The sequence below is a fragment of the Citrobacter sp. LUTT5 genome (genome assembly GCF_009905315.1).
Classification (GTDB): Bacteria; Pseudomonadota; Gammaproteobacteria; order Enterobacterales; family Enterobacteriaceae; genus Citrobacter; species Citrobacter freundii.
In genome coordinates this window covers 478,356-502,716 of record NZ_CP047606.1, presented here as the reverse complement: position 1 = coordinate 502,716, position 24,361 = coordinate 478,356, and the positions used below count along the sequence as shown (strand labels likewise).

The following is a 24,361-nucleotide window of genomic DNA, read 5'->3' as shown; positions in this document are numbered from 1 at the left end:
TCAAGCCGGGGTCATTTTTTTTCCACGCTCGCCACCCAGGCTTTTAATACCGCCACGTCGTGCTGCCACTCCTGCTTCATCTCTTCAATCCATTCAGCAACGTTATCTTCCCAGGCGGGAAGGTCCGGCGACTGGATTTGCTGACCTAACTGTTGCAGGTGACGCAGCCCCACAGAACCTGCTGCGCCTTTAATTTTATGACCTTCCTCAACCACGCCTTTTTTATCCCGTGCGGTCAAGTTTGACTCCAGCACGCTCAAATATCCCGGCATCATCTTCTCAAACACCGCCAGCCCGTCGGTAATTAACTTCGGTCCCACCAGCTCGAGGTATTGTTCCAACATAGGAATATCTAACAGCGCTTGCGATTTACTGCTTTCTTCAGATGTCACAGTGCTCTCCTCTTCGTTTCTGGTATCCCAGTATTTTTTGATCATGGCGGTTAGCGCCGGAACCGACAGCGGCTTACTCAGCACGTCATCCATCCCCGCGTCCAAATACTCTTTTTTATCTTTCAGTACGTTGGCGGTGAGTGCAACCAGCGGCGGAAGGTCCTCACGAGCGTATTTTTGCGTGAGCTCCCGCGAGATATCCAGACCGGTCATATCCGGTAGCTGAATATCCAGCAGCACCAAGTCATATTCACCCGGCGTAAACATTTCCAGCGCGGCTTTCCCGGTCATCGCGACATCCACGCTGTTGCCTAATTTTTCCAGCACGGAACGCGCAACAATAACGTTTAGTTCAATGTCTTCCACCAGCAGCACATTCAGGGCTGGCAGCGGCATGTCATCGTCTTCAAAGGCGTCTTCAATCTCTTCCGCTACCGCAGGCGCATGTACGGTCAGCGTAAAGATGGAGCCTTTACCTGCCTGGCTGGAAACCGTAATATCGCCGCCCATATTTTTCGCCAGACGCTTCGACACGGCCAAACCAATCCCGGTTCCTGTGGCCGGTTTACCGCCGTTGCTGTCCTTCACCTGATAATACATGGCGAAGATTTTATCCTGCTCATCCTGCGGAATGCCGATCCCAGAATCTTCAACCTCGAAATGCAGCATATCGCCCTGGTCATAGCGCGCCCGCACGGTCACCTGTCCCTGCTGAGTGAACTTCACGGCGTTGCTGATCAGATTCCACAGAATCTGGCGCAAACGCGTGCCGTCGGTAATGACCTTATGCGGTAGCGGTAACGTTGGCTCAAGTACAAAACGCAGCCCTTTTTGCTGCGCCTGCAGGCCAGAAAGGTTTTCCAGATCCGCCATAAAGCTGGTGAAATCAACAGGCTGGTTATCGAGCTGGACTTTACGTCGCTCCATCTTATCCATATCTATGATATCGTTGAAAATATTCCCCAGCGTCACGGCCGAGACATGGATGGTTTTCAGGTATTTTTCCTGCTCAGCGGTCAGGTCTGTATCCAACAGGATTCGGCTTAAGCCGACAATGCCGTTAAGCGGAGTGCGCAGCTCGTGGCTGATGGTGGAAATGAAGGTGGTCTTATCACGGCTGGCACGTTCAAGCGCATCCTGATAGCGCTTACGCTCGGTAATATCGCGCCCAAAACCCATCAGGCCATGTCGCTTACCTACGCGGTCATAGTACGGCACTTTACGAATTTCAAAGCAGGCTTTGCGCCCGTCCGGGTAGTCCAGCCACTGTTCGTAGGTGAGTGAGACGTTATGACGGAATACCTTCTCGTCGGTTTCAATTACCTTTTCAGCCGCTTCAGGAGAGTAAACGTCAGCCGGTTTTAAGTTCACCAGCTGCTTTTCGCTTTTGCCAGTCAGCAGTTCCATGGCACGGTTACAGCCGGAAAATTCTTTATCTTCATTGCGATAAAAAACCAGATCCGGCGAGGCATCAAGGAAAGAGCGTAAAAAGGAAGACTGTTGCTCGAGCTGGATCTGCGCTTCTTCGCGCTCTTTGATTTCAACCTTCAGTTGCTCGAATGTTTCCTGGCGCTCCGCTTCGGCTTTTTCGCGCTCAACAATTTCCTGATTGAGCTGGGCTATATTATCTTTCAATTGCACATTGAGCTTGAGATCGCGCTCGCGCATCTCTTCCAGCTTTTGTACCAGTCGTGACAGGCGTTGCCGGGACTCTTCCAGTTGCTCCACCACCACTGACAGGAAATAGACAGCCCAAGGCGTAATTAACAGACCAAAAAAGATAGAACGGATAACATCAATGCTTTCTACCTGGCCATGCAGCACCATGGTGACAGCCATCTGCACCACAATTGCCAACACGACCAGAGCCAGCGCCAACAGCAGCGAAAAGCGCACCAGACCCAACTTCATCATTAGGTCGACGTAATATTGCGCCAGCATACGGATTTGCTTCATAGAGGGTTCCTTCACGACAACTTGGCACAATAATACTCAATTCTTGGCGTGACGTTTGAGAATGTGCAAGAAATGCGGAGGTTATCAGTGAAATGACCGTAGAAGGTTAATCGTAGGCCTAATAAGCGAAGCGCCATCAGGCAAGCAGGCGCAGATTGCCGGATGTCGGCTTTACCTTATCCGGCCTACGGAGGGTTAGATCACCGGCTGCACCCATGGCGTACCCAGCGCCGAGCCTTGCACGCCGTGCTCGTTAAGGTACTTATCCAGTTCAACCATCCCAGTCCAGCGATTTTCACACCATAGCGGTGCTAACAGCGTTGGGCGACGCGCGCTGGCGGAAATGCGATGATAAATCACCTCTGGCGGCGTATGGCGGATCATCTCCCCGGCGGTAACCGTATAATCGTCCAGTTCAATTCCGTTCAGCCGCCCGGCTTCCCAGGCTTTCGCCATCGTACTGCCTTTCACAATATGCAGCGGATGCAGCTTAATACCGTCAACACCCGTCTCCACCACACGCTCCATGGTTTGCAGGCATTCTGCCTGTCCTTCTCCCGGCAGACCGACAATCAGGTGCGAACAGACTTTCAGCCCGCGTTCACGCGCCAGTCGCGTGGTGTTCTGGTAGCAGGCAAAATCATGACCGCGGTTAATACGGTGCAGGGTTTTGTCATGTGCGGTTTGCAGACCAAGTTCCAGCCATACCTCATAACCCAAGTCTTTATACTCGCAAAGCAGATCGAGTACCGCATCCGGCACGCAGTCGGGGCGCGTCCCAACGCATAACCCGACGATACTGGCCTGGCTGACCGCCTGCTGATACATCGACCGCAGCACCTGTACTTCAGCAAAGGTGCTGGTATAGGCCTGGAAATAGGCCAGATAGCGTCTGGCGCGATTGACCAACTGCGCCTGATGCTCAAGCTGCTCGGCAATGGAATGATGCTGCTGAGTTTCATCGGCAAACGAGGCGACATTACAGAAAGTACATCCGCCACGTCCGATGGTGCCATCACGATTTGGACAGCTAAAGCCGCCGTGCAGCGTGAGTTTATGAACCTTTTGCCCATAACGGCGAGAAAGATCCCCACCAAACATATTGACTAATTTCTGTAACTGCATAATCTGGTAGACCGCGCCTTGAAAAGAGGCCAAAGCCTGCCATTTTTTGCCCCAGTCGGCGATGACCTGGATCAATCGCCCTGGCGAGCCTTTATTTATTGCATAACAAATCAAAATAATTGAAATTTCATTCACTCAAAATCTAATTACTTTTCCTTATATTCAGCGGTTTTTTTTATCTTCTTATACTCTGAGCGTAAAAACAGTATCTTTAAGACGCCTGAACTCCAAAAACCAGCATAAAATGCCAGTTATCTCGATAAATAAAGGGAGGACGAGGGATATCCAGCCTTTCTTACAGTGAGACAGATCACACTTCCAGGGGGATTCCTCTTAGGTTAAATCAATGTAAAAAATCCTTTTATTTCAATATTTTCATAAAGTTAATTGCCCTGTAGCACATTTTTGCATAAATAAGATTGCCATTTGACCTGTGTGTGGATTCCCGATAACTTGGAAATCCGCTGGAAGCTTTCTGGATGAGCAGTCTGCTCATCATATTTATGCAGTAATTGAGATTCCCTCTGAAGCAAGTCCTCAAACTTGTTTGACCTGTGCGAAAAGGATAAAGAGGGCGAATGCGAGGTAAGCGTATGACACGCAAACCCCGTCGCCATGCTCTTGGTGTGCCCGTGCGCAACGGTCCAGATGGGAATCCCTCAGAGCCTGGGGAGGTTCACTGATATGTTGTACGATAAATCCCTTGAGAGGGATAACTGTGGTTTCGGCCTGATCGCCCACATAGAAGGCGAACCTAGCCACAAGGTAGTGCGTACTGCCATACACGCACTGGCCCGTATGCAGCACCGTGGCGCAATTCTTGCCGATGGAAAAACCGGCGATGGTTGCGGCCTGCTGTTACAAAAACCTGACCGCTTTTTCCGCATCGTGGCGCAAGAGCGCGGCTGGCGTTTAGCCAAAAACTACGCCGTCGGCATGATCTTTTTAAATAAAGACCCTGAGCTGGCTGCAGCTTCTCGTCGCATTGTTGAAGAAGAATTACAGCAGGAGACCCTGTCGATTGTCGGCTGGCGCGACGTGCCGACCAACGAAGGTGTTCTCGGTGAAATTGCGCTCTCCTCCCTGCCTCGTATCGAGCAAATTTTTGTTAACGCCCCTGCGGGCTGGCGTCCGCGTGATATGGAGCGTCGCCTGTTCATCGCGCGTCGTCGTATCGAAAAACGCCTCCTGCAAGACAAAGATTTCTACGTCTGTAGCTTGTCGAACCTGGTCAATATCTATAAAGGTCTGTGTATGCCGGCCGATCTGCCGCGCTTCTACCTGGACCTGGCAGACCTGCGTCTGGAATCGGCCATCTGCCTGTTCCACCAGCGCTTCTCCACCAACACCGTACCGCGCTGGCCGCTGGCGCAGCCGTTCCGCTATCTGGCGCACAACGGTGAAATCAACACCATCACCGGCAACCGCCAATGGGCGCGCGCCCGTACCTATAAGTTCCAGACCCCGTTGATCCCGGATCTGCACGACGCCGCGCCGTTTGTTAACGAAACCGGCTCAGACTCCAGTTCGATGGATAACATGCTGGAACTGCTGCTGGCAGGCGGGATGGACATCATCCGCGCCATGCGCTTACTGGTTCCACCGGCATGGCAGAACAACCCGGATATGGATCCGGAGCTGCGCGCGTTCTTTGACTTCAACTCCATGCACATGGAACCGTGGGACGGTCCGGCGGGCATCGTCATGTCCGACGGCCGCTTTGCCGCCTGTAACCTTGACCGTAACGGCTTGCGTCCGGCACGCTACGTCATCACCAAAGACAAGCTGATTACCTGCGCCTCTGAAGTCGGGATCTGGGATTATCAGCCGGATGAAGTGGTAGAGAAAGGCCGCGTCGGCCCTGGCGAGCTGATGGTTATCGATACTCGCAGCGGGCGCATTCTCCACTCCGCCGAAACCGATGATGACCTGAAAAGTCGTCACCCATACAAAGAGTGGATGGAGAAAAACGTCCGCCGCCTGGTACCGTTCGAAGACCTGGCTGACGATCAGGTCGGCAGCCGTGAACTGGACGATGACACCCTCGCCAGCTATCAGAAACAGTTTAACTACAGCGCTGAAGAGCTGGATTCCGTGCTCCGCGTGCTCGGTGAAAACGGCCAGGAAGCGGTCGGTTCAATGGGTGACGATACCCCGTTTGCCGTACTCTCCAGCCAGCCGCGCATCATTTATGACTACTTCCGCCAGCAGTTCGCGCAGGTCACCAACCCGCCGATCGACCCGCTGCGTGAAGCGCACGTCATGTCGCTGGCCACCAGCATCGGTCGTGAGATGAACGTCTTCTGCGAAGCTGAAGGTCAGGCACACCGCCTGAGCTTTAAATCGCCGATCCTGCTGTACTCCGATTTCACCCAGCTCACCACCATGAAAGAGGAGCATTATCGCGCTGACCGTCTGGATATCACCTTCGACGCGACCGAAACTACGCTCGAAGAGACCGTCAAAGCATTGTGCGATAAGGCGGAACAGATGGTGCGCAACGGCACGGTACTGCTGGTACTCTCTGACCGCAACATCGCTAAAAATCGTCTGCCGGTTCCGGCGCCGATGGCCGTGGGCGCAGTGCAAACGCGTCTGGTAGAACAAAGCCTGCGCTGCGACGCCAACATCATCGTTGAAACCGCCAGTGCCCGCGATCCGCACCATTTTGCCGTCCTGCTCGGTTTTGGCGCGACGGCAATCTATCCGTATCTCGCGTATGAAACATTGGGACGTCTGATCGACACTCAGGCGATTGCCAAAGATTACCGAACCGTGATGCTGAACTACCGTAACGGCATCAATAAAGGTCTGTACAAAATCATGTCCAAGATGGGCATCTCGACCATTGCCTCCTACCGCTGCTCGAAGCTGTTTGAAGCCGTTGGTCTGCACGATGATGTGGTTGCGTTGTGCTTCCAGGGCGTGGTCAGCCGTATTAGCGGTGCAGGGTTTACCGACTTCCAGCAGGATCTGCTGAACCTCTCCAAACATGCATGGCTGGCGCGTAAACCTATCAGCCAGGGCGGTTTGCTGAAGTACGTCCACGGCGGCGAATACCACGCCTACAACCCGGACGTGGTACGCACTCTGCAGCAGGCGGTACAAAGCGGCGAGTACAGTGACTATCAGGAATACGCCAAGCTGGTTAATGAGCGTCCGGCGGCCACGCTGCGCGATCTGCTGGCGATTACGCCTGGCGATGAAGCCGTAAGCATTAGCGAAGTAGAACCCGCGACCGAATTGTTTAAACGCTTTGATACCGCCGCCATGTCTATCGGCGCATTAAGCCCCGAAGCACACGAAGCGCTGGCCGAAGCGATGAACAGCATCGGCGGCAACTCGAACTCCGGTGAAGGCGGCGAAGACCCGGCGCGCTACGGCACCAATAAAGTGTCACGCATTAAGCAGGTTGCTTCCGGTCGCTTTGGCGTAACCCCGGCATACCTGGTCAATGCCGATGTCATTCAGATTAAAGTCGCTCAGGGCGCGAAACCTGGCGAAGGCGGTCAGTTACCAGGTGATAAAGTCACCCCGTACATCGCCAAACTACGCTATTCCGTACCGGGCGTGACGCTGATCTCCCCGCCGCCGCACCACGATATCTACTCTATCGAGGATTTAGCGCAGCTGATTTTCGACCTGAAACAGGTCAACCCGAAGGCGATGATCTCGGTGAAGCTGGTTTCCGAACCAGGCGTTGGTACCATCGCCACTGGCGTAGCGAAAGCCTATGCGGATCTGATCACCATTGCTGGCTACGATGGCGGCACTGGCGCAAGCCCGCTCTCATCAGTGAAATATGCGGGCTGCCCGTGGGAACTCGGCCTGGTGGAAACCCAGCAGGCGCTGGTGGCTAACGGTCTGCGTCACAAGATTCGTCTGCAGGTCGATGGCGGTCTGAAAACCGGCGTCGATATCATTAAAGCGGCAATTCTGGGTGCAGAAAGCTTTGGCTTCGGTACCGGCCCGATGGTGGCGCTGGGCTGCAAATACCTGCGTATTTGCCACCTGAACAACTGCGCAACCGGTGTTGCAACTCAGGATGAGAAACTGCGTAAGAACCACTATCACGGCCTGCCGTTCAAAGTGACCAACTACTTTGAATTTATCGCCCGTGAAGTGCGCGAGCTGATGGCCTCGCTGGGCGTTACCCGCCTGGTGGATCTGATTGGTCGCACCGACCTGCTCAAAGAGCTGGATGGCTTCACTGCCAAGCAACAGAAGCTGGAGCTGTCTCGTCTGCTGGAAACCGCCGAACCGCATCCGGGTAAAGCGCTGCATTGCACCGAGAACAACCCACCGTTTGATAATGGCGTGCTGAACGCCCAGCTGTTGCAGCAGGCGAAGCCGTTCGTCGACGAGCGCCAGAGCAAAACCTTCTGGTTCGATATCCGCAACACCGACCGTTCCGTCGGCGCATCGCTGTCGGGCTATATCGCTCAGACGCATGGCGATCAGGGGCTGGCGTCTGACCCGATCAAAGCGCACTTCAGCGGTACTGCAGGCCAGAGCTTTGGCGTGTGGAACGCGGGCGGCGTGGAGCTGTATCTGACCGGCGATGCCAACGACTATGTCGGTAAAGGCATGGCGGGTGGTCTGCTGGCAGTGCGTCCTCCGGTTGGCTCTGCTTTCCGTAGCCATGAAGCGAGCATCATCGGTAACACCTGCCTGTATGGCGCCACCGGTGGTCGCCTGTTTGCTGCGGGTCGTGCGGGTGAGCGCTTTGCAGTGCGTAACTCTGGCGCAATCACCGTGGTTGAAGGTATTGGCGACAACGGCTGTGAATACATGACCGGCGGCATCGTCTGTATTCTCGGCAAAACCGGCGTTAACTTCGGCGCGGGCATGACCGGCGGATTCGCCTACGTGCTCGACGAAGACGGTGAATTCCGCAAACGCGTAAACCCGGAACTGGTCGAAGTGCTGAGCGTGGACTCGCTGGCGATCCACGAAGAGCACCTGCGCGGCCTGATTACCGAGCACGTACAGCATACCGGTTCTTCTCACGGCGAAGAGATCCTGGCGAACTGGCCAGCATTCTCGGCGAAATTCGCGCTGGTAAAACCAAAATCCAGTGATGTGAAAGCACTGTTGGGTCACCGTAGTCGTAGCGCAGCAGAGCTGCGTGTGCAGGCGCAGTAAGGGGTAGCAGCAATGAGTCAGAACGTATACCAATTTATCGACCTGCAGCGTGTTGATCCGCCGAAGAAGCCGCTGAAGATCCGTAAGATCGAATTTATCGAGATCTACGAGCCGTTTTCTGAAAGTCAGGCCAAAGCACAGGCAGATCGCTGCCTGTCCTGCGGTAACCCGTACTGCGAGTGGAAGTGTCCGGTGCATAACTACATCCCGAACTGGCTGAAGTTGGCGAATGAGGGACGTATTTTTGAAGCGGCAGAGCTTTCGCACCAGACCAACACCTTGCCGGAAGTCTGTGGCCGTGTATGCCCGCAGGATCGACTGTGTGAAGGATCCTGTACGCTGAACGATGAGTTTGGCGCGGTAACTATCGGCAATATTGAGCGCTATATCAACGATAAAGCGTTCGAGATGGGCTGGCGTCCGGATATGACCGGCGTTCGCCAGACGGACAAGCGCGTGGCGATTATCGGTGCGGGGCCAGCGGGCCTGGCCTGTGCTGATGTGCTGACCCGCAACGGCGTAAAGGCGGTGGTATTTGACCGTCACCCGGAAATCGGCGGCTTGCTGACCTTCGGTATCCCAGCCTTCAAGCTGGAAAAAGAGGTCATGACCCGTCGCCGTGAAATCTTCACCGGCATGGGCATTGAGTTCAAACTCAACGTGGAAGTAGGCCGTGACGTACAGCTCAATGATTTGCTGAAGGATTACGACGCCGTGTTCCTTGGCGTAGGAACCTATCAGTCGATGCGCGGCGGGCTGGAAAACGAAGACGCTGATGGCGTGTTTGATGCCCTGCCGTTCCTGATTGCCAATACCAAACAGTTGATGGGCTTTGGCGAAAGCAGCAATGAGCCATATATCAGCATGGAAGGCAAACGTGTCGTCGTGCTCGGCGGTGGCGATACCGCGATGGACTGCGTGCGCACCTCCGTACGTCAGGAAGCATCGCACGTTATCTGCGCCTATCGTCGCGATGAAGAGAACATGCCGGGTTCGAAACGCGAAGTGAAAAACGCGCGCGAAGAAGGCGTCGAGTTCCAGTTCAACGTCCAGCCTTTAGGTGTGGAAGTGAATGCCAACGGGAAAGTGTGCGGCGTGAAAATGGCGCGCACTGAAATGGGCGAACCGGATGCGAAGGGACGTCGCCGTGCGGAGATCGTCGCTGGCTCCGAGCACGTTGTTCCGGCTGATGCCGTGGTCCTGGCGTTTGGTTTCCGCCCACATAGCATGGAATGGTTGAAAGAGCACAGCGTCGAACTGGATTCACAGGGGCGCATTATTGCCCCGGAACGTAGCGACAACGCTTTCCAGACCAGCAACCCGAAAATCTTCGCCGGTGGCGACATCGTGCGCGGTTCGGATCTGGTGGTCACCGCGATTGCCGAAGGTCGTAAAGCGGCAGACGGGATTCTGAATTACCTGGAAGTGTAAAAGAGCCTTCTCTGGCCCCTGTTCACGTTTGTCGACAGGGGCTTTTTTTCTCCGTATTTCTCCACCATTCTTTGAAAGCTACTCGCAATTAAGACTGCAAGTCTTTGTAATTAGTAGAATGTGGATTGACCACTTCAGCACCCGGGCGTATTGATCGCGGAATATTTTTACACCGTAACTTTCACGAAAGGGATGAAGTATGACCACGCCGACGTCACTTCAGGATGCAGATGACTATCAGCAAATCCATAACGGAATTGTTCGACTACTGGACACCGCGCGTACAGAAACTGTCCGTAGTATCAATGCACTAATGACGGCGACCTACTGGGAAATTGGTCGACGAATTGTTGAATTTGAGCAAGGTGGTGAATCCCGGGCAGCCTATGGCGCTCAGCTTATTGAACGGTTGTCAGTGGATCTAAACCAACGCTATAAACGGGGGTTTTCCATGGTAAACATACGGCAAATGCGTATGTTTTATCTTTATTTTCAACAAATTGAGATTCAGCAGACACTGTCTGGTGAATCTCAAAATCTCATACAACTCGCCAAAACATTCCCACTACCCTGGTCGGCGTATGTCCGCCTCTTGTCTGTTAAAAATGCCGATGCCCGCACTTTTTATGAGAAAGAGACTCTCCGTAACGGCTGGTCAGTACGGCAGCTCAATCGACAAATTGCCACTCAGTTTTATGAGCGGACGCTGTTGTCCCGCGACAAATCCGCCATGTTGCAGAAGGCAGTCCCGACGGAGCCTGAAGTCTTGCCTGAAAAGGCCATCCGCGATCCGTTCATTCTGGAGTTTCTTGGCCTCAAGGATGAGTATTCAGAATCGGATCTTGAAGAGGCGCTGATCAATCACCTGATGGACTTTATGCTGGAGCTCGGCGACGATTTTGCTTTTGTTGGCCGTCAGCGTCGATTGCGCATTGACGATAACTGGTTCCGCGTCGATCTGCTGTTCTTTCATCGTCGTTTACGCTGCCTGTTGCTCGTTGATCTAAAAGTAGGCAAATTCAGCTATGCGGATGCCGGGCAGATGAATATGTATCTGAACTATGCCAAAGAACATTGGACGATGCCGGGGGAAAATCCGCCAGTCGGGCTGATTCTGTGCGCAGGAAAAGGGGCGGGGGAAGCGCACTATGCGTTGAACGGCCTACCGAATACCATCCAGGCGAGCGAGTACAAAGTACAGCTACCTGATGAAAAATTACTTGCAGACGAGCTCATTCGTTCACAAACCATGCTGGGAACTCAACTCACAGACGCGGGTTAACTGTCGACCAAGGAAAATCAACGCAATCATCAACACCATAAATAATAACCATGTAAAGATTATACGTAATCGTTTGCTTTATTCTGAGAACTGTATATTATGCGGCGGATTTTTTGGGCAAAATTCATGGAGGCGTTGTGTCGCAGGACAACAATTATAGCCAGGGACCCGTCCCTCTGGCGGCGCGGAAAGGCGTGGTTCCACTAACATTTGTCATGTTGGGGCTTACATTTTTTTCCGCCAGTATGTGGACCGGTGGCACACTTGGTACCGGTCTTTCCTATAATGATTTCTTCCTGGCAGTTCTCTTCGGTAATCTTCTCCTCGGTATTTACACTGCATTTCTCGGTTTTATCGGCGCAAAAACAGGGCTCTCAACCCACCTTCTGGCGCGTTACTCATTTGGTTTGAAAGGTTCATGGCTTCCTTCACTGTTGTTAGGCGGTACGCAGGTAGGCTGGTTTGGCGTGGGTGTGGCTATGTTTGCTATCCCGGTGGGCAAAGCGACGGGAATTGACGTCAATATCCTGATTGCGGTTTCCGGTCTGTTGATGACCCTGACCATCTTTTTTGGCATCTCGGCGCTGACCGTTTTATCTATCATCGCCGTGCCTGCCATCGTCGTTCTTGGCAGCTACTCCGTCTGGCTGGCGGTGAGTGATGTCGGCGGTTTAGACCATTTAAAAGAGATAGTGCCGCAGACGCCGTTGAATTTCTCCACCGCCCTGGCGCTGGTGGTCGGTTCGTTTGTCAGCGCAGGAACATTAACCGCCGACTTCGTTCGCTTTGGTCGCAACGCCAAAGGCGCGGTGCTGATTGCCATGGTGGCGTTTTTCCTTGGCAACTCCTTGATGTTTATCTTCGGCGCTGCGGGCGCGGCTGCGGTTGGACAGGCGGATATCTCTGACGTGATGATTGCCCAGGGACTGCTGCTGCCCGCGATTGTAGTGCTCGGTCTGAACATCTGGACGACTAACGACAATGCGCTGTATGCCTCAGGTCTGGGATTTGCCAATATTACCGGCCTTTCCAGCCGTACACTGTCGGTGGCTAACGGTATTATCGGCACATTGTGCGCGCTATGGCTTTACAATAACTTTGTCGGTTGGCTGACTTTTCTGTCGGCAGCAATTCCCCCGATCGGCGGGGTGATCATCGCCGACTATCTGCTGAACCATCGTCGCTATGCCGACTTCAGCAAAGCGCAATTTATTTCCGTAAACTGGATAGCGATCCTGTCCGTTGCATTGGGCATTGCCGCAGGTCACTATATTCCCGGTATTGTGCCCGTCAACGCCGTACTTGGCGGCGTATTCAGCTATATCCTGCTGAATCCACTTTTCAATCGCAGCCTTGCTAAATCACCAGAGGTCAGCCATGCAGAATAATAACATCACCCTTCGTCAGGCACGTTTACAGGGACGCGAAGGATTGTGGCAGCTCACGATTGAAAACGGGCGCTTCAGCCGGATTGAGCCACAGGACACCGCCACGTTACCGCTGGGCGAAGTGCTTGATGCCGAAGGCGGCCTGGCCATTCCACCGTTCGTTGAGCCACATATCCATCTGGACACCACGCAAACCGCAGGCGAGCCGAGCTGGAACCAGTCTGGTACGTTATTTGAAGGCATTGAGCGTTGGGCCGAACGTAAGGCAATGCTCACGCACGAAGACGTCAAAGCGCGCGCCATGCAGACGCTGAAGTGGCAGATGGCCAACGGCATCCAATATGCCCGCACGCACGTTGACGTTTCCGATCCGACGCTGACGGCACTGAAAGCCATGCTGGAGGTGAAGCAAGAAGTCGCGCCGTGGGTAGAGCTGCAAATTGTCGCCTTCCCGCAAGAGGGCATTCTTTCTTACCCCAACGGTGAAGCGCTATTAGAGGAAGCCGTGCGTTTGGGCGCAGACGTCATTGGCGCGATCCCCCACTTTGAATTTACGCGTGAATATGGCGTTGAGTCTCTGCACAAAATTTTCGCTCTGGCGCAGAAATACGATCGGCTTATCGATGTGCACTGCGACGAAATTGACGATGAGCAGTCACGCTTTGTTGAAACCGTCGCGGCGCTGGCGCATCGTGACAATATGGGCGAACGCGTGACCGCCAGCCATACCACGGCAATGCATTCCTATAACGGCGCGTATGCTTCCCGCCTCTTTCGCCTGTTGAAAATGTCCGGCATTAACTTTGTCGCGAACCCACTGGTAAATATTCACCTGCAAGGGCGCTTTGATACGTATCCTAAACGTCGCGGCGTAACGCGCGTCAAAGAGATGCTGGAAGCGGAGATCAACGTCTGCTTCGGCCATGATGACGTCTTCGACCCATGGTATCCGCTGGGCACCGCCAATATGCTGCAGGTACTGCATATGGGATTACATGTGTGTCAGCTGATGGGATACGGACAGATCAACGATGGGCTGAACCTGGTTACCACCCACAGTGCGAAAACCCTGCACCTGCAGGATTACGGTCTGAACGTGGGAAACTCCGGAAATCTGGTGATTTTAGCGGCAGAAAATGGGTTTGACGCGGTTCGTCGCCAGACGCCTGCCCGTTATTCCATTCGTCACGGGCGAGTCATTGCTGAGACAGTGCCAAGCCAGACCACGCTGCATCTGACGCAGCCGGAAGCAGTGACGTTTAAGCGCTAAGTTGTTCTATCCAGTGTCGGATGGCGCAAGCCTTGCCATCCGACACGGTCTCTCATCGTCAGGCTTGTAATAAGCTGGCGCGCACCTTGATCACGACCTTTTTGATTTCCCCCGGCCCTCCCACCATACAGCCCGGTTTATGCGGCTCGCCCGGCATAAAAATCGCAAATCTTCCCGGCTTCAGTACGATCGCCTGCTCATCGGCAATCTCGCTGCACAACTGATAGTCATCCTCAACATGCATCTCATCGCACTGGCGAGCAGAATCGGTCATCCCGAACAGAATACGTTCTTCGCCGGACAACAGCACCTGAATATCAATGTACTGCTGATGAAGTTCCGCTTTCTTTTGCTCTGGGCTCTGCGTCGCAAACTGCATGACATTCATAAAAATAGTATCGCCCTGCAACGCGTAGCGCCCTGGGGTCTTCTCCTGAGGATTCGCCGCAATGGCAAGCGTTAATGCCTGCTGCAAGACCGGATGTAATCCGGCAGAAGGCAGTGAACGCAACTCATCTGACATCATAATAAATCTCCCTGGGCCAACAACGCGGCCCCCAGTAATCCAGCGTCATGGCGGTAATGCGCTGCCAGTAATTCCACGTGATAGACCAAAGGCTCTTGTGCCAGATAATGTTCCACCAGCGCCAGATACCCTTCAGCCAGCCCAACGCTGCCGCCGATCACCACAATCTGGCAATCGGTCGTGGCCTTCACATCGGCGACAAGCCTTGCCAAAGTACGCGCCGAGCGATGGATCAACCTGCTTGCCTGCTCATCTCCTTGCCCGGCGCGGCTAAAAATGGTTTTGGCATCGCATCCAGCAAGTGTACCTTCGGCCGCAGCCGCGATCCCTCGACCGGAAGCAATCGCCTCGACGCAGCCCACACGCCCGCAGCCGCAGGCCGGTCCATTGAGATCCGCCAGCGTATGTCCTAAGTGTCCAGCCAGACCACCAGACCCGGTGAGTAACTTGCCGTTGCTGATCACGCCGCCGCCGACGCCTGTCGACACGGTGATAAAAACCATGTCGCTTATCTCATCCGCCAGAGCGTGGTATTCCGCCCAGGCCGCTGCCTGTGCGTCATTGACTGCCAGCGTCGGCAGGCCGGTGATTTGTTCCAGCGTTTGTGTCAGCGGAAAATGCATCAACCCGCCAAGGTTATGCGGATTCAGCGCCAGTAAAGCCCCCTCACGGATAATCCCCGTCGAGGCGATCGCCACCCGATTAGCACGCCCCTGTAGCGGTGCAACCAGTGCTTGCAGCGCAGCGCGCAGCGCCTCCGGCGTTTTGCTGGCGGGCGTCGGCAATTCACGCCGCTCGCGAATTTGCAGATTACTGTCTAACAGCGCGGCAGCCAGTTTGGTACCGCCGATATCAATTGCCAATGTGGTCATGACACCGCCTTCTGCATCGCGGTGATACGCTTTTTATCCCGTTGCTCAAGTAACGACATCCTTCTTCCCTTACGCTAATAGCCCGGTTCAACACCGGGCAATGGGATTAACTTTTGGATTTCACCATGGTGCTTTTGTCACCGCCGAACGGCACAGCCCCGCTAAACGGTCGACCATCAATGGCATCATGCGTACGTAACGCTTCAGGACGCAGCCAGCGCTGTACGCGGGACGGCATATCGAGGCCAATCAGCAGGATCACCACAAATGTCAGACCGAAAGAGAGCGATCCCAGCGCGGTGCCCAGATCCAGACGTTGGGCAATCAGCGCGCCGATAATCGGTGCCAGAGCCCCACCCAGTGCGCCCACGTTATAGGTGAAGCCCAGGCCCGCCGCACGCTGGTCGGTATCGAAATAGCCGCCAATCAGTTTTGGTAAGATCCCGGAGATCCCCTGGCCGAGCATTTGCTGGAAAAACAGCAGCAAACCCAGCACCCAGACGTTTGAGCCGCCAATCGCAAATACCGGAATAATCAACAACTGCGAGGCCAGCAGACTGCAGACATAGGCCTTGCGCGTGCCCAGCCAGTCGCCAAGAAAACCGCCGACGCAACAACCGACCGCCGCACCAAAACCGCTAAAGAAGAGCACTCTGGCCACCGTGGAAGGATCGTACAGCAGTTCGGTTTTCAGATAGGTTGGCAACAGTGCCTGAATCGGCCACGAGTACAGGAAGGCGAATAGTACGACCACCATCAGCATGACGCCCGTCGGCCAGCGCTTCCCGCTGCTTTGCACCATAAAGCTAATGAAAATAAACGCACATATCAGGCCGAGGACCGCCACGATAGCCGCATTTTGCAGGTCGCCAGCAAAGCAGAACCACAGCGCGGTTGCAGCGGCGATCGTCATCAGAATATTAATTACCCGATGCTCGCTCCGGTAGAGAATATCCACCATCGTGCGCACTGGCGCTTTGCCTTCGTGTTTCTCTTTCCAGTCTTCCGCTTCCGGAATATTTTTACGCAGCCACAGGGCGAAGATAATTGGCAGGATGCCGATGAAGAACAGCGCACGCCACCCCCAGACCGGAACCACCAGGCTGTAGACCTGCGCGGCGATCACCGCGCCAACAGAGAAACCGGAAATCAGGAAGCCACTGGCTTTATTTCGCAGGTGTTTAGGCCAACTTTCAATAACATAGGTTGCACTGGAGCCGTACTCACCCGCCATTCCCATACCGATAACCAGACGGGCGATAAACATGGTGGTGTAGCCCGGTGCGAAGCCGCAAGCCAGCGTCCCCACGGAGAACAGAATGATGCTGGTGACCATCGCCAGGCGACGTCCGTAACGGTCGCCCATCGCCCCCAGCATTAACCCGCCAAACCAGCGGGAGATAAAGGCGGCGGAGATCAAACTAGCCGCCTGCACCGTCGTCAGTCCGAATTCACCTTGTACTTCCGTCAGTACAAGGGCGATTAATACAAAATCAAAACCATCAAGCAAATATCCCAGCCAGGCGGCGGAGAATGCCCGCCATTGTGCCCGATTGAGATGGCGATACCACGGGATGCTCTGGGTAGAAGTACTCATTTTACTCTCCCGACGATCTTTGTTGTTGTGCCGGGTGGTGGCTTTGCCTTACCCGGCTTACGGTCGAAAAATCCAGGCCGGGCAAGGCGAAGCGCCCCCGGCGACCCGCGATTACGCCTTTTCCGCCAGCAGTTGGTTTGCCAGCGCTTTCAGTTCCGGCAGATAGCGTTCATCTACTGGAGCAAAGGGTTTACGGCACAGTGGAACAGAAACCACATCCATATAGTGCAGTACTGTTTTCAGGCCGCGGAACACGCCAACTTTAATGAGCAGATCGATAACCTTATTGCACTCGGTTTGCAGCTTTTGCGCCGTGCGAATGTCACCTTCTTTGAGCGCTTTCACAATTCCCTGATAACGCCATCCCATGATGTTGTAAGTGCTACCGATACCACCATCTGCGCCTGCTAGCAGTCCAGAAGCGAAGATCTCGTCATAACCGTTATAAAGCACCAGATCGGGATGAGCGCGGCGGATCTGTTCCATCTGATAGAGATCGCCAGAAGTTTGCTTCAGTGCGCCAACGCCCGGCAACGTCACCAGCGTGTTGATCTGATCCAGCGTCAGTTTTACGCCGCTCAGTGCCGGGATGTTATAGACCACCATCGGTAAGCCATCGGCGGAATCGATAATTGCGCGGTAGTGATCGCAGTGCTCTTCAAAGCTGAACGGATAGTAAAACGGCGTGACGGCCGAAACCGCATCAAATCCGTAGCGATGCGCAGCGCTCGCCAGCTGTTGGCTCTCTTCGGTGCTCACCGTGCCAACATGGGCGATCAGCGTCACCTTGCCTTTTGCTTCTTCAGCAACAATTTCCAGAACCTGCTCTCTTTCAGCGCGGTTCTGGACAAAAGCCTCACCCGTTGAGCCACCAACGTAGAGCCCATCGATCCCCTGCCCAATGTTGAAACGCACCAGACGGCGCAGGCTCTCGATGTCCAGTTTCTGTTGGTTATCGAATGGAGTTAACAACGCTGGCATTACGCCTTTTAAATTTCTTGCCATAACGACCTCTGACGATGATTAGTGTTATCTGACTGCATACCTTTATACCTGTTATACCAGATCAAATAAGCAGCAATACAATAGAGAACGCTTAGAGTGCGATCTGCTTCACTAAAAGATCGTCAGGATCGCGATTACTTACGCAATTTTTTACTTTTGCTGAAGGCGTGCCAGGTTGCGGAAACGCTATTGAGATGTTCTTGCAGTGCGCGGTCTGCTTCTTCAGGATCGCGCTGACGAATCGCATCGACAATAGCGATATGCTGCTGATAACTCACGTTATTGTGCTCATACAATTCTTGATCGGCAACGGCCGGACGGGCAGCAATTAACCAGTCTAACAGCGCAACATGGATCGCCATAAAGATGGGATTGCCCGGGATCTCCGCCAGTACGCGGTGAAAATCAACGTCCGAACGGATGAACAACGTATTGTCATCGAGCGACTGGCTGTTGATCTCCAACGCTTTCGCCAGCCTGGCGATTTGCTCATCTGTCGCATGTTCGGCGGCGTATCGAACCAGGCTTGATTCAAAGAACAGTCGCAACTGCTCGAAGTGGGCAATGCCGCCGGGATGTGCGAGGAAATCTTTCGCCATACCAGACAGCTCGCTGATGATGGTATCAGCTGAAGGACGCGAAACGCGGGCGCGCTCGCCGTTGTTGATTTGTACCAGACCTTTGCGTTTTAACGCGGCCAGCGCTTCTCGTACAGAAGGACGGCCCACGTTAAAGAAGGCCATCAGCTCCCGCTCAGACGGCAACTGTTCGCCCTCGCCAAATTCCCGACGACGAATCATCTGCTCCAGTTCTTCCTCAACCATTTCAGACAGTTTTTTACGCGCCAGCGGGCGATTGCGTAAGCTACGGCCAATGGTGGATGGAGAGTCTTCAGCTTGCGAATCAAATGCGTTCATAGGGTCCATTCAGCTAAGTCGTGGTGACAAACAACAGCGGGTTTATCCTAACACAGGATCGAAAGCAGGGTGAAATGATGGTCGATCCGCCCCCGCTGGCTTATTGATAACATACGTAACAGCAATATTATTTTAAGCGAGTATCTTCCGCCTATTTTTAATTTAATAGAGTTATATCATCTTCATGAAATTTATGAACATTAACATGATAATTTATCATAACCATCTATTTTATAACGATAAATAATTAAATCCTCGAATTAAAAATAAGATATTCACTCCATAAAAAATGCCCAGAAAAATATAACATCCGTTGGGATAACAGCGTTATTACCGGATTTATCTTCTTCTCTGGCATGGAGTGAAACAATGTTCGGCATCATTATCTCTGTCATCGTTTTATTAACGATGGGTTACCTGATCCTCAAAAACTACAAACCGCAGGTCGTGCTGGCCGCCGCCGGGATCTTCCTGATGATCTGCGGTGTCTGGCTGGGCTACGGCGTGTTGGTCGCTGACGATAAGAGCAGTGGCTATCTACTGGTCGATATTTACAACGAAATTTTGCGTATGCTCTCCAACCGCGCGGCCGGACTGGGGTTATCAATCATGGCGGTGGGTGGTTATGCCCGTTATATGGACAGAATGGGAGCCAGCAGAGCGATGGTTAGCCTGTTAAGCCGCCCGCTCAAGCTAATCCGCTCACCCTATGTTGTGCTTGCCGCCACCTATGTTATTGGTCAGATCATGGCGCAATTCATTACCAGCGCATCCGGGTTAGGTATGTTGCTGATGGTGACGCTATTCCCAACGCTGGTCAGTCTTGGCGTGAGCCGTTTATCTGCAGTGGCGGTCATTGCCACCTCAATGTCTATTGAATGGGGCATTCTGGAAACCAACTCGATTTTTGCCGCACAGGTCGCGGGTATGAAAATCGCCACTTATTTCTTTCAATATCAGTTGCCCGTCGCATCGTGTGTCATTGTCGCCGTCGCCATTGCGCATTTTTTCGTTCAGCGTCAGTTTGATAAAAAAGCCGCACCGGAAAGCAACGGATTTGCTGAACAAAAGATGCTGGAAAACGTACCTCCGCTCTATTACGCCATTCTACCCGTCATGCCGCTGATCCTGATGCTGGGCTCGCTTGCCCTTGCGCAAATGGGACTAATGAAAGCAGAGTTGAATCTGGTGGTGGTGATGTTGATGAGCATGACGCTGACTATGTTTGTTGAATTCCTGCATAAACATAATCTGCGCGAAACGATGGATGATGTGCAGGCTTTTTTTGACGGCATGGGGACGCAGTTCGCCAACGTTGTCACGCTGGTGGTCGCCGGTGAAATCTTTGCGAAAGGGTTGACGACTATCGGGACTGTCGACGCCGTAATAAAAGGCGCAGAGCATTCCGGTCTTGGCGGCATCGGTGTGATGATCATCATGGCGGTGGTCATCGCCGCCTGTGCGATTGTCATGGGGTCAGGCAACGCACCGTTTATGTCTTTTGCCAGCCTCATTCCGGATATTGCCGCCGGGCTGCATATTCCTGCAGTAGTGATGATTATGCCGATGCATTTTGCCACTACGCTTGCCCGCGCGGTGTCACCCATAACCGCTGTAATTGTCGTGACATCAGGTATTGCCGGCGTATCGCCCTTTGAAGTAGTAAAACGTACAGCAATCCCGATGGCAGTAGGATTTGTGGTGAATATGGTAGCCACCATCGCGCTGTTTTACTGATCCCGAAGCCAGAAAACAGAACAGGCCCGAAAGGGCCTGTTTTTTTATTTCACTATTTATTTCACTACGCGCAGCGCTGGACGCCCACCGCGAGGTGGCGGCGGAGTGTCATCAGGATCGTTGTCGTCGCCATTGTCAGGCTTATCGCCATCAATGACCGACATGACTGTTTCACTCTCAAAACCAGACGCGTCGTTGTCGTCATCATTTAAGCTGGCGACATCTTCGTCGTAGGCGGCTTCCGGTTCGAACATCGTACCGGCGCCATTTTCACGTGCATAAATTGCCAGAACAGCAGCCAACGGCACAGACACCTGACGCGGCACACCACCGAAGCGCGCGTTAAAGCGCACTTCATCGTTAGCCAGTTCCAGGTTGCCCACCGCACGCGGTGCAATATTCAGAACAATTTGCCCGTCACGCGCATATTCCATTGGAACCTGCACGTCCTGGAGCGTCACATCCACCACCAGATGCGGCGTGAGCTGGTTGTCTAGCAACCACTCATAGAATGCGCGCAGCAGATACGGACGGCGTGGTGTTAGCTGTGGCAAATCCATACAGGTTAACCCCGGCCCAGACGCATTTCACGTTCAGGCTCAGTCAGAGAAGCCAGGAAAGAGTCACGTTCGAAGACGCGAGTCATGTACCCTTTCAGTTCTTTCGAACCTGCACCGTTGAATTCAATACCCAGCTGCGGTAAACGCCACAGCAGCGGCGCCAGGTAGCAGTCTACCAGGCTGAACTCATCGCTCAGGAAGTAAGGTTTCTGGCCAAATACTGGCGCAATTGCCAGCAGTTCTTCGCGCAGACGCTTACGCGCGACTTCGGCTTCAGATGCAGAACCGTTCACGATGACATTCATCAGCGTGTACCAGTCTTTTTCAATACGCTGCATGTACAGGCGGCTTTCACCACGCGCAACCGGGTAAACCGGCATCAGCGGCGGATGCGGGAAGCGCTCATCCAGGTATTCCATAATGATGCGAGATTCCCACAGGGTCAGCTCACGATCCACCAGTGTCGGTACGCTCTGATTCGGGTTGAGGTCGATCAGATCCTGAGGTGGATTGTCCTTCTCCACGTGCTCAATCTCGAAACTAACACCTTTCTCAGCCAGCACAATGCGGACCTGATGGCTATAGATGTCAGTAGGACCAGAAAACAGCGTCATTACCGAACGTTTGTTGGCAGCGACAGCCATGAAAACCTCCAGGTATATTCAGAATTTTTACTGCTACCAGCCACTCAGTGGCCAGCCAGAAGTGATGTCACCCAGACTCGGGAAAGTCATTGCTGTTCAAAATACAAACAAAAAATGAACGATACCGGACATTTGGGCAGAAAATTGGATGATAGTTTACCAGATTTTGTGACCTTTGTGGTGAGTCGATTCTTGAAATGGGGAAAAAGAGGTGGCAATCAGCGGATTACCGTGGATCTGAGGCGAGAAATAACGATAAAAAAACCCGCCAAAGCGGGTTTTTTCGCAAATTGTCGTCTGCCGAAGCAGAGTACAATTAACGTTTGGAGAACTGAGGACGACGACGTGCTTTACGCAGACCGACTTTCTTACGTTCAACCTGACGAGCATCACGGGTAACGAAGCCAGCTTTACGCAGTTCGCCACGCAGGGACTCGTCGTACTCCATCAGAGCGCGGGTGATACCGTGACGGATCGCACCAGCCTGACCAGAGATACCACCACCTTTAACAGTGATGTACAGATCCAGTTTCTCAACCATGTCGACCAGTTCCAGCGGCTGACGAACTACCATGCGGGCAGTTTCACGACCGAAGTACTGTTCCAGAGAACGTTGGTTGATTACGATTTTACCACTGCCCGGTTTGATGAAAACGCGAGCTGCGGAACTTTTGCGGCGACCAGTGCCGTAGTATTGATTTTCAGCCATTGCCTATAATCCCGATTAGATGTCAAGAACTTGCGGTTGCTGTGCCGCGTGGTTGTGCTCGTTGCCAGCGTAAACTTTCAGTTTACGGAACATAGCACGACCCAGCGGGCCTTTTGGCAGCATGCCTTTAACCGCGATTTCAAGCACACGCTCAGGACGGCGAGCAATCATCTCTTCAAAGGTCGCTTGTTTGATACCACCGATGTGGCCGGTGTGGTGATAGTACACTTTGTCAGTACGCTTGTTGCCGGTTACAGCAACTTTGTCAGCGTTCAGAACGATGATGTAATCACCGGTATCTACGTGCGGAGTGTATTCCGCTTTGTGCTTACCGCGCAGGCGCAGAGCCAGTTCGGAAGCCAGACGGCCCAGAGTTTTACCGGTCGCGTCAACAACATACCAGTCGCGTTTTACGGTTTCTGGTTTAGCTGTAAAAGTTTTCATTAAAAGCTTACCCAAATAAATAAGTTACACGTTGGTGAACACCCAAACGTTTTGTCAGTTGAGGTTCACACGACATTGTCCAGCAAACCTACCCCTTCGAATAGCCTATGCCGGCGCATAGAAAGTTTTGGGAAAAAAACTCTCTCGTAACGTGGGGTCGCAAGATTATAGAGAAGTCAGGGTCAAAGATCGACCCCTTTATGTGATTTGCGGCAGGTTTAACCGGCTAAATGTTCCCGCTTCAGATACTCTTCGCTTTGCATCTCCTGCAAACGCGACAAACAGCGCTGAAATTCAAACTTCAGACGCTCGCCCTGATAAATTTCATAGAGTGGCGATGCCGCGCTGACCACCAGCTTGACGTGGCGTTCGTAGAACTCATCCACCAATGCGATAAAGCGCCGCGCTTCACTCTCCATCAGCGGAGTCATGACCGGCACATCAGACAACAGTACCGTGTGAAACAAACGCGACAGCGCAATGTAGTCATGCTGGCTACGCGCATCGACACAGAGCGTGGTAAATGACACCGCCAGCGTTTGGTTTTCGACGGCCAGCGTCTGCATCGGACGATGATTGATCTCCAGCGTCGGCGCATGTTCACCTTTGGTTCCCGCTAATGCCAGCCAGAGTTTATCCATCTGTTGGCGGGTTTCCTCATTCAGTGGCGACAACCACAAATGCGCCTGCGTTAAGGTGCGCAGACGATAATCGACGCCAGCATCAACATTCATGATGTCGCAATGCTGTTTGATAGCATCAATGGCAGGAAGAAAACGCGCGCGTTGTAAACCGTTGCGATACAGCTCGTCTGGCGGAATATTGGAGGTCGCCACCAGCGTAATGCCACGGGCAAACAGTGCCTTCATCAGGCCGCCGAGTAGCATGGCGTCGGTAATATCAGAAACAAAAAATTCGTCAAAGCACAGCACGTCCGTTTCGGCCTTAAAGCGATCGGCGATGATTTCCAGCGGATCGCTCTGCCCCTGTAAGGCAGTAAGCTCTTCATGCACACGCAGCATAAAACGGTGAAAGTGCAAACGCTGTTTACGTTCGCCCGGCAGACTATGGTAGAACAGATCCATCAGCCAGGTTTTTCCGCGCCCAACTCCGCCCCACATATATAAACCACGCACCGGTGTGTTGATCGGCGACTCACGCTTGCCCAGCAATTTGCCAAAACGCGCCATCAGTCCGCTCTCCTGCGGCGCAGGATGTGCTGGCGTCGTAAGTGCCTGGAAAATTGTTTCCAGTCGATTCACGGCTTTTTGTTGTACATTGTCGGGCTGATGACTGCCGTCGTTGAGGGCTTGCTGGTAACGCGATGTTGGGGAAAGGCTTTGCATGATGTTATTGTTATT

The 24,361-nt window shown here is 53.3% G+C and carries 18 protein-coding genes; 6 read left to right on the top strand and 12 right to left on the bottom strand.

Features of this window, described 5'->3' with window-relative positions:
• Positions 1–11: 11 nt before the first annotated feature.
• The gene (arcB, locus tag GUC46_RS02440) at positions 12–2,348 is read right to left on the bottom strand and encodes an aerobic respiration two-component sensor histidine kinase ArcB (RefSeq protein ID WP_003025089.1); all 2,337 of its coding nucleotides are present in this window, start codon (positions 2,346–2,348) and stop codon (positions 12–14) included.
• A gap of 195 nt (positions 2,349–2,543) precedes the next feature.
• Positions 2,544–3,473 carry a TIGR01212 family radical SAM protein gene (locus GUC46_RS02435; protein WP_003025090.1) on the bottom strand — a complete coding sequence of 310 codons (930 nt, stop codon included), beginning with the start codon at positions 3,471–3,473 and terminating at the stop codon, positions 2,544–2,546.
• Between the two features lie 684 nt (positions 3,474–4,157).
• Between GUC46_RS02435 and gltB the strand changes: the two genes are divergently transcribed.
• From gltB to GUC46_RS02410, 5 genes are all read left to right on the top strand, one after another.
• Entirely contained in the window at positions 4,158–8,618 is a 4,461-nt protein-coding gene (gltB, locus tag GUC46_RS02430) for a glutamate synthase large subunit (RefSeq protein WP_160179709.1), read from the top strand.
• A 12-nt stretch (positions 8,619–8,630) separates the two neighbouring features.
• Complete coding sequence (locus GUC46_RS02425; protein WP_160179707.1) at positions 8,631–10,049, top strand: glutamate synthase small subunit; 1,419 nt, start codon at positions 8,631–8,633, stop codon at positions 10,047–10,049.
• Between the two features lie 199 nt (positions 10,050–10,248).
• The gene (locus GUC46_RS02420) at positions 10,249–11,331 is read left to right on the top strand and encodes a YhcG family protein (protein WP_003844834.1); all 1,083 of its coding nucleotides are present in this window, start codon (positions 10,249–10,251) and stop codon (positions 11,329–11,331) included.
• A gap of 137 nt (positions 11,332–11,468) precedes the next feature.
• Entirely contained in the window at positions 11,469–12,719 is a 1,251-nt protein-coding gene (codB, locus tag GUC46_RS02415; RefSeq protein ID WP_003839920.1) for a cytosine permease, read from the top strand.
• Positions 12,709–13,989, top strand: coding sequence for a cytosine deaminase (locus GUC46_RS02410; RefSeq protein WP_160179705.1), 1,281 nt, complete (start codon positions 12,709–12,711; stop codon positions 13,987–13,989). The genes codB and GUC46_RS02410 overlap by 11 nt, the downstream gene beginning before the upstream one ends.
• A gap of 58 nt (positions 13,990–14,047) precedes the next feature.
• Here the strand turns inward: GUC46_RS02410 and nanQ are convergent, their stop codons facing one another.
• From nanQ to nanR, 5 genes are all read right to left on the bottom strand, one after another.
• Positions 14,048–14,515 (bottom strand): N-acetylneuraminate anomerase, encoded by a 468-nt coding sequence (nanQ, locus tag GUC46_RS02405; protein WP_003844830.1) that lies wholly within the window; start codon positions 14,513–14,515, stop codon positions 14,048–14,050.
• Positions 14,512–15,387, bottom strand: a complete 876-nt coding sequence (gene nanK / locus GUC46_RS02400; protein ID WP_160179703.1) for an N-acetylmannosamine kinase — start codon at positions 15,385–15,387, stop codon at positions 14,512–14,514. The genes nanQ and nanK overlap by 4 nt, the downstream gene beginning before the upstream one ends.
• 106 nt (positions 15,388–15,493) lie before the next feature.
• The gene (locus tag GUC46_RS02395; RefSeq protein WP_160179701.1) at positions 15,494–16,984 is read right to left on the bottom strand and encodes an MFS transporter; all 1,491 of its coding nucleotides are present in this window, start codon (positions 16,982–16,984) and stop codon (positions 15,494–15,496) included.
• 111 nt (positions 16,985–17,095) lie between these two features.
• Entirely contained in the window at positions 17,096–17,989 is an 894-nt protein-coding gene (gene nanA, locus GUC46_RS02390) for an N-acetylneuraminate lyase (protein WP_003844827.1), read from the bottom strand.
• Positions 17,990–18,123: 134 nt separating this feature from the next.
• The gene (nanR, locus tag GUC46_RS02385; protein WP_003839907.1) at positions 18,124–18,915 is read right to left on the bottom strand and encodes a transcriptional regulator NanR; all 792 of its coding nucleotides are present in this window, start codon (positions 18,913–18,915) and stop codon (positions 18,124–18,126) included.
• 360 nt (positions 18,916–19,275) lie between these two features.
• Here nanR and dcuC point away from each other — a divergent pair, with 360 nt between their 5' ends.
• On the top strand, positions 19,276–20,643 hold the full coding sequence (gene dcuC / locus GUC46_RS02380; protein WP_003839905.1) for an anaerobic C4-dicarboxylate transporter DcuC: 1,368 nt from the start codon (positions 19,276–19,278) through the stop codon (positions 20,641–20,643).
• 56 nt (positions 20,644–20,699) lie between these two features.
• Here the strand turns inward: dcuC and sspB are convergent, their stop codons facing one another.
• From sspB to zapE, 5 genes are all read right to left on the bottom strand, one after another.
• A complete protein-coding gene (gene sspB, locus GUC46_RS02375) occupies positions 20,700–21,203 on the bottom strand; it encodes a ClpXP protease specificity-enhancing factor (protein ID WP_003025130.1) in 504 nt (167 codons plus the stop codon).
• Between the two features lie 5 nt (positions 21,204–21,208).
• A complete protein-coding gene (gene sspA, locus GUC46_RS02370; RefSeq protein WP_003025132.1) occupies positions 21,209–21,847 on the bottom strand; it encodes a stringent starvation protein SspA in 639 nt (212 codons plus the stop codon).
• A gap of 316 nt (positions 21,848–22,163) precedes the next feature.
• Positions 22,164–22,556 carry a 30S ribosomal protein S9 gene (rpsI, locus tag GUC46_RS02365; RefSeq protein WP_003025138.1) on the bottom strand — a complete coding sequence of 131 codons (393 nt, stop codon included), beginning with the start codon at positions 22,554–22,556 and terminating at the stop codon, positions 22,164–22,166.
• 15 nt (positions 22,557–22,571) lie between these two features.
• A complete protein-coding gene (gene rplM, locus GUC46_RS02360; protein ID WP_003025141.1) occupies positions 22,572–23,000 on the bottom strand; it encodes a 50S ribosomal protein L13 in 429 nt (142 codons plus the stop codon).
• A 218-nt stretch (positions 23,001–23,218) separates the two neighbouring features.
• Complete coding sequence (zapE, locus tag GUC46_RS02355; RefSeq protein ID WP_130715074.1) at positions 23,219–24,346, bottom strand: cell division protein ZapE; 1,128 nt, start codon at positions 24,344–24,346, stop codon at positions 23,219–23,221.
• Positions 24,347–24,361 lie beyond the last annotated feature (15 nt).

Coding starts and splice junctions, on each gene's coding strand:
- arcB (WP_003025089.1), bottom strand. CDS start 2,348: ATGAAGCAAATCCGTATGCTGGCGCAATATTACGTCGACCTAATGATG.
- GUC46_RS02435 (WP_003025090.1), bottom strand. CDS start 3,473: ATGCAGTTACAGAAATTAGTCAATATGTTTGGTGGGGATCTTTCTCGC.
- gltB (WP_160179709.1), top strand. CDS start 4,158: ATGTTGTACGATAAATCCCTTGAGAGGGATAACTGTGGTTTCGGCCTG.
- GUC46_RS02425 (WP_160179707.1), top strand. CDS start 8,631: ATGAGTCAGAACGTATACCAATTTATCGACCTGCAGCGTGTTGATCCG.
- GUC46_RS02420 (WP_003844834.1), top strand. CDS start 10,249: ATGACCACGCCGACGTCACTTCAGGATGCAGATGACTATCAGCAAATC.
- GUC46_RS02410 (WP_160179705.1), top strand. CDS start 12,709: ATGCAGAATAATAACATCACCCTTCGTCAGGCACGTTTACAGGGACGC.
- nanQ (WP_003844830.1), bottom strand. CDS start 14,515: ATGATGTCAGATGAGTTGCGTTCACTGCCTTCTGCCGGATTACATCCG.
- nanK (WP_160179703.1), bottom strand. CDS start 15,387: ATGACCACATTGGCAATTGATATCGGCGGTACCAAACTGGCTGCCGCG.
- GUC46_RS02395 (WP_160179701.1), bottom strand. CDS start 16,984: ATGAGTACTTCTACCCAGAGCATCCCGTGGTATCGCCATCTCAATCGG.
- nanA (WP_003844827.1), bottom strand. CDS start 17,989: ATGGCAAGAAATTTAAAAGGCGTAATGCCAGCGTTGTTAACTCCATTC.
- nanR (WP_003839907.1), bottom strand. CDS start 18,915: ATGGACCCTATGAACGCATTTGATTCGCAAGCTGAAGACTCTCCATCC.
- dcuC (WP_003839905.1), top strand. CDS start 19,276: ATGTTCGGCATCATTATCTCTGTCATCGTTTTATTAACGATGGGTTAC.
- sspB (WP_003025130.1), bottom strand. CDS start 21,203: ATGGATTTGCCACAGCTAACACCACGCCGTCCGTATCTGCTGCGCGCA.
- sspA (WP_003025132.1), bottom strand. CDS start 21,847: ATGGCTGTCGCTGCCAACAAACGTTCGGTAATGACGCTGTTTTCTGGT.
- rpsI (WP_003025138.1), bottom strand. CDS start 22,556: ATGGCTGAAAATCAATACTACGGCACTGGTCGCCGCAAAAGTTCCGCA.
- rplM (WP_003025141.1), bottom strand. CDS start 23,000: ATGAAAACTTTTACAGCTAAACCAGAAACCGTAAAACGCGACTGGTAT.
- zapE (WP_130715074.1), bottom strand. CDS start 24,346: ATGCAAAGCCTTTCCCCAACATCGCGTTACCAGCAAGCCCTCAACGAC.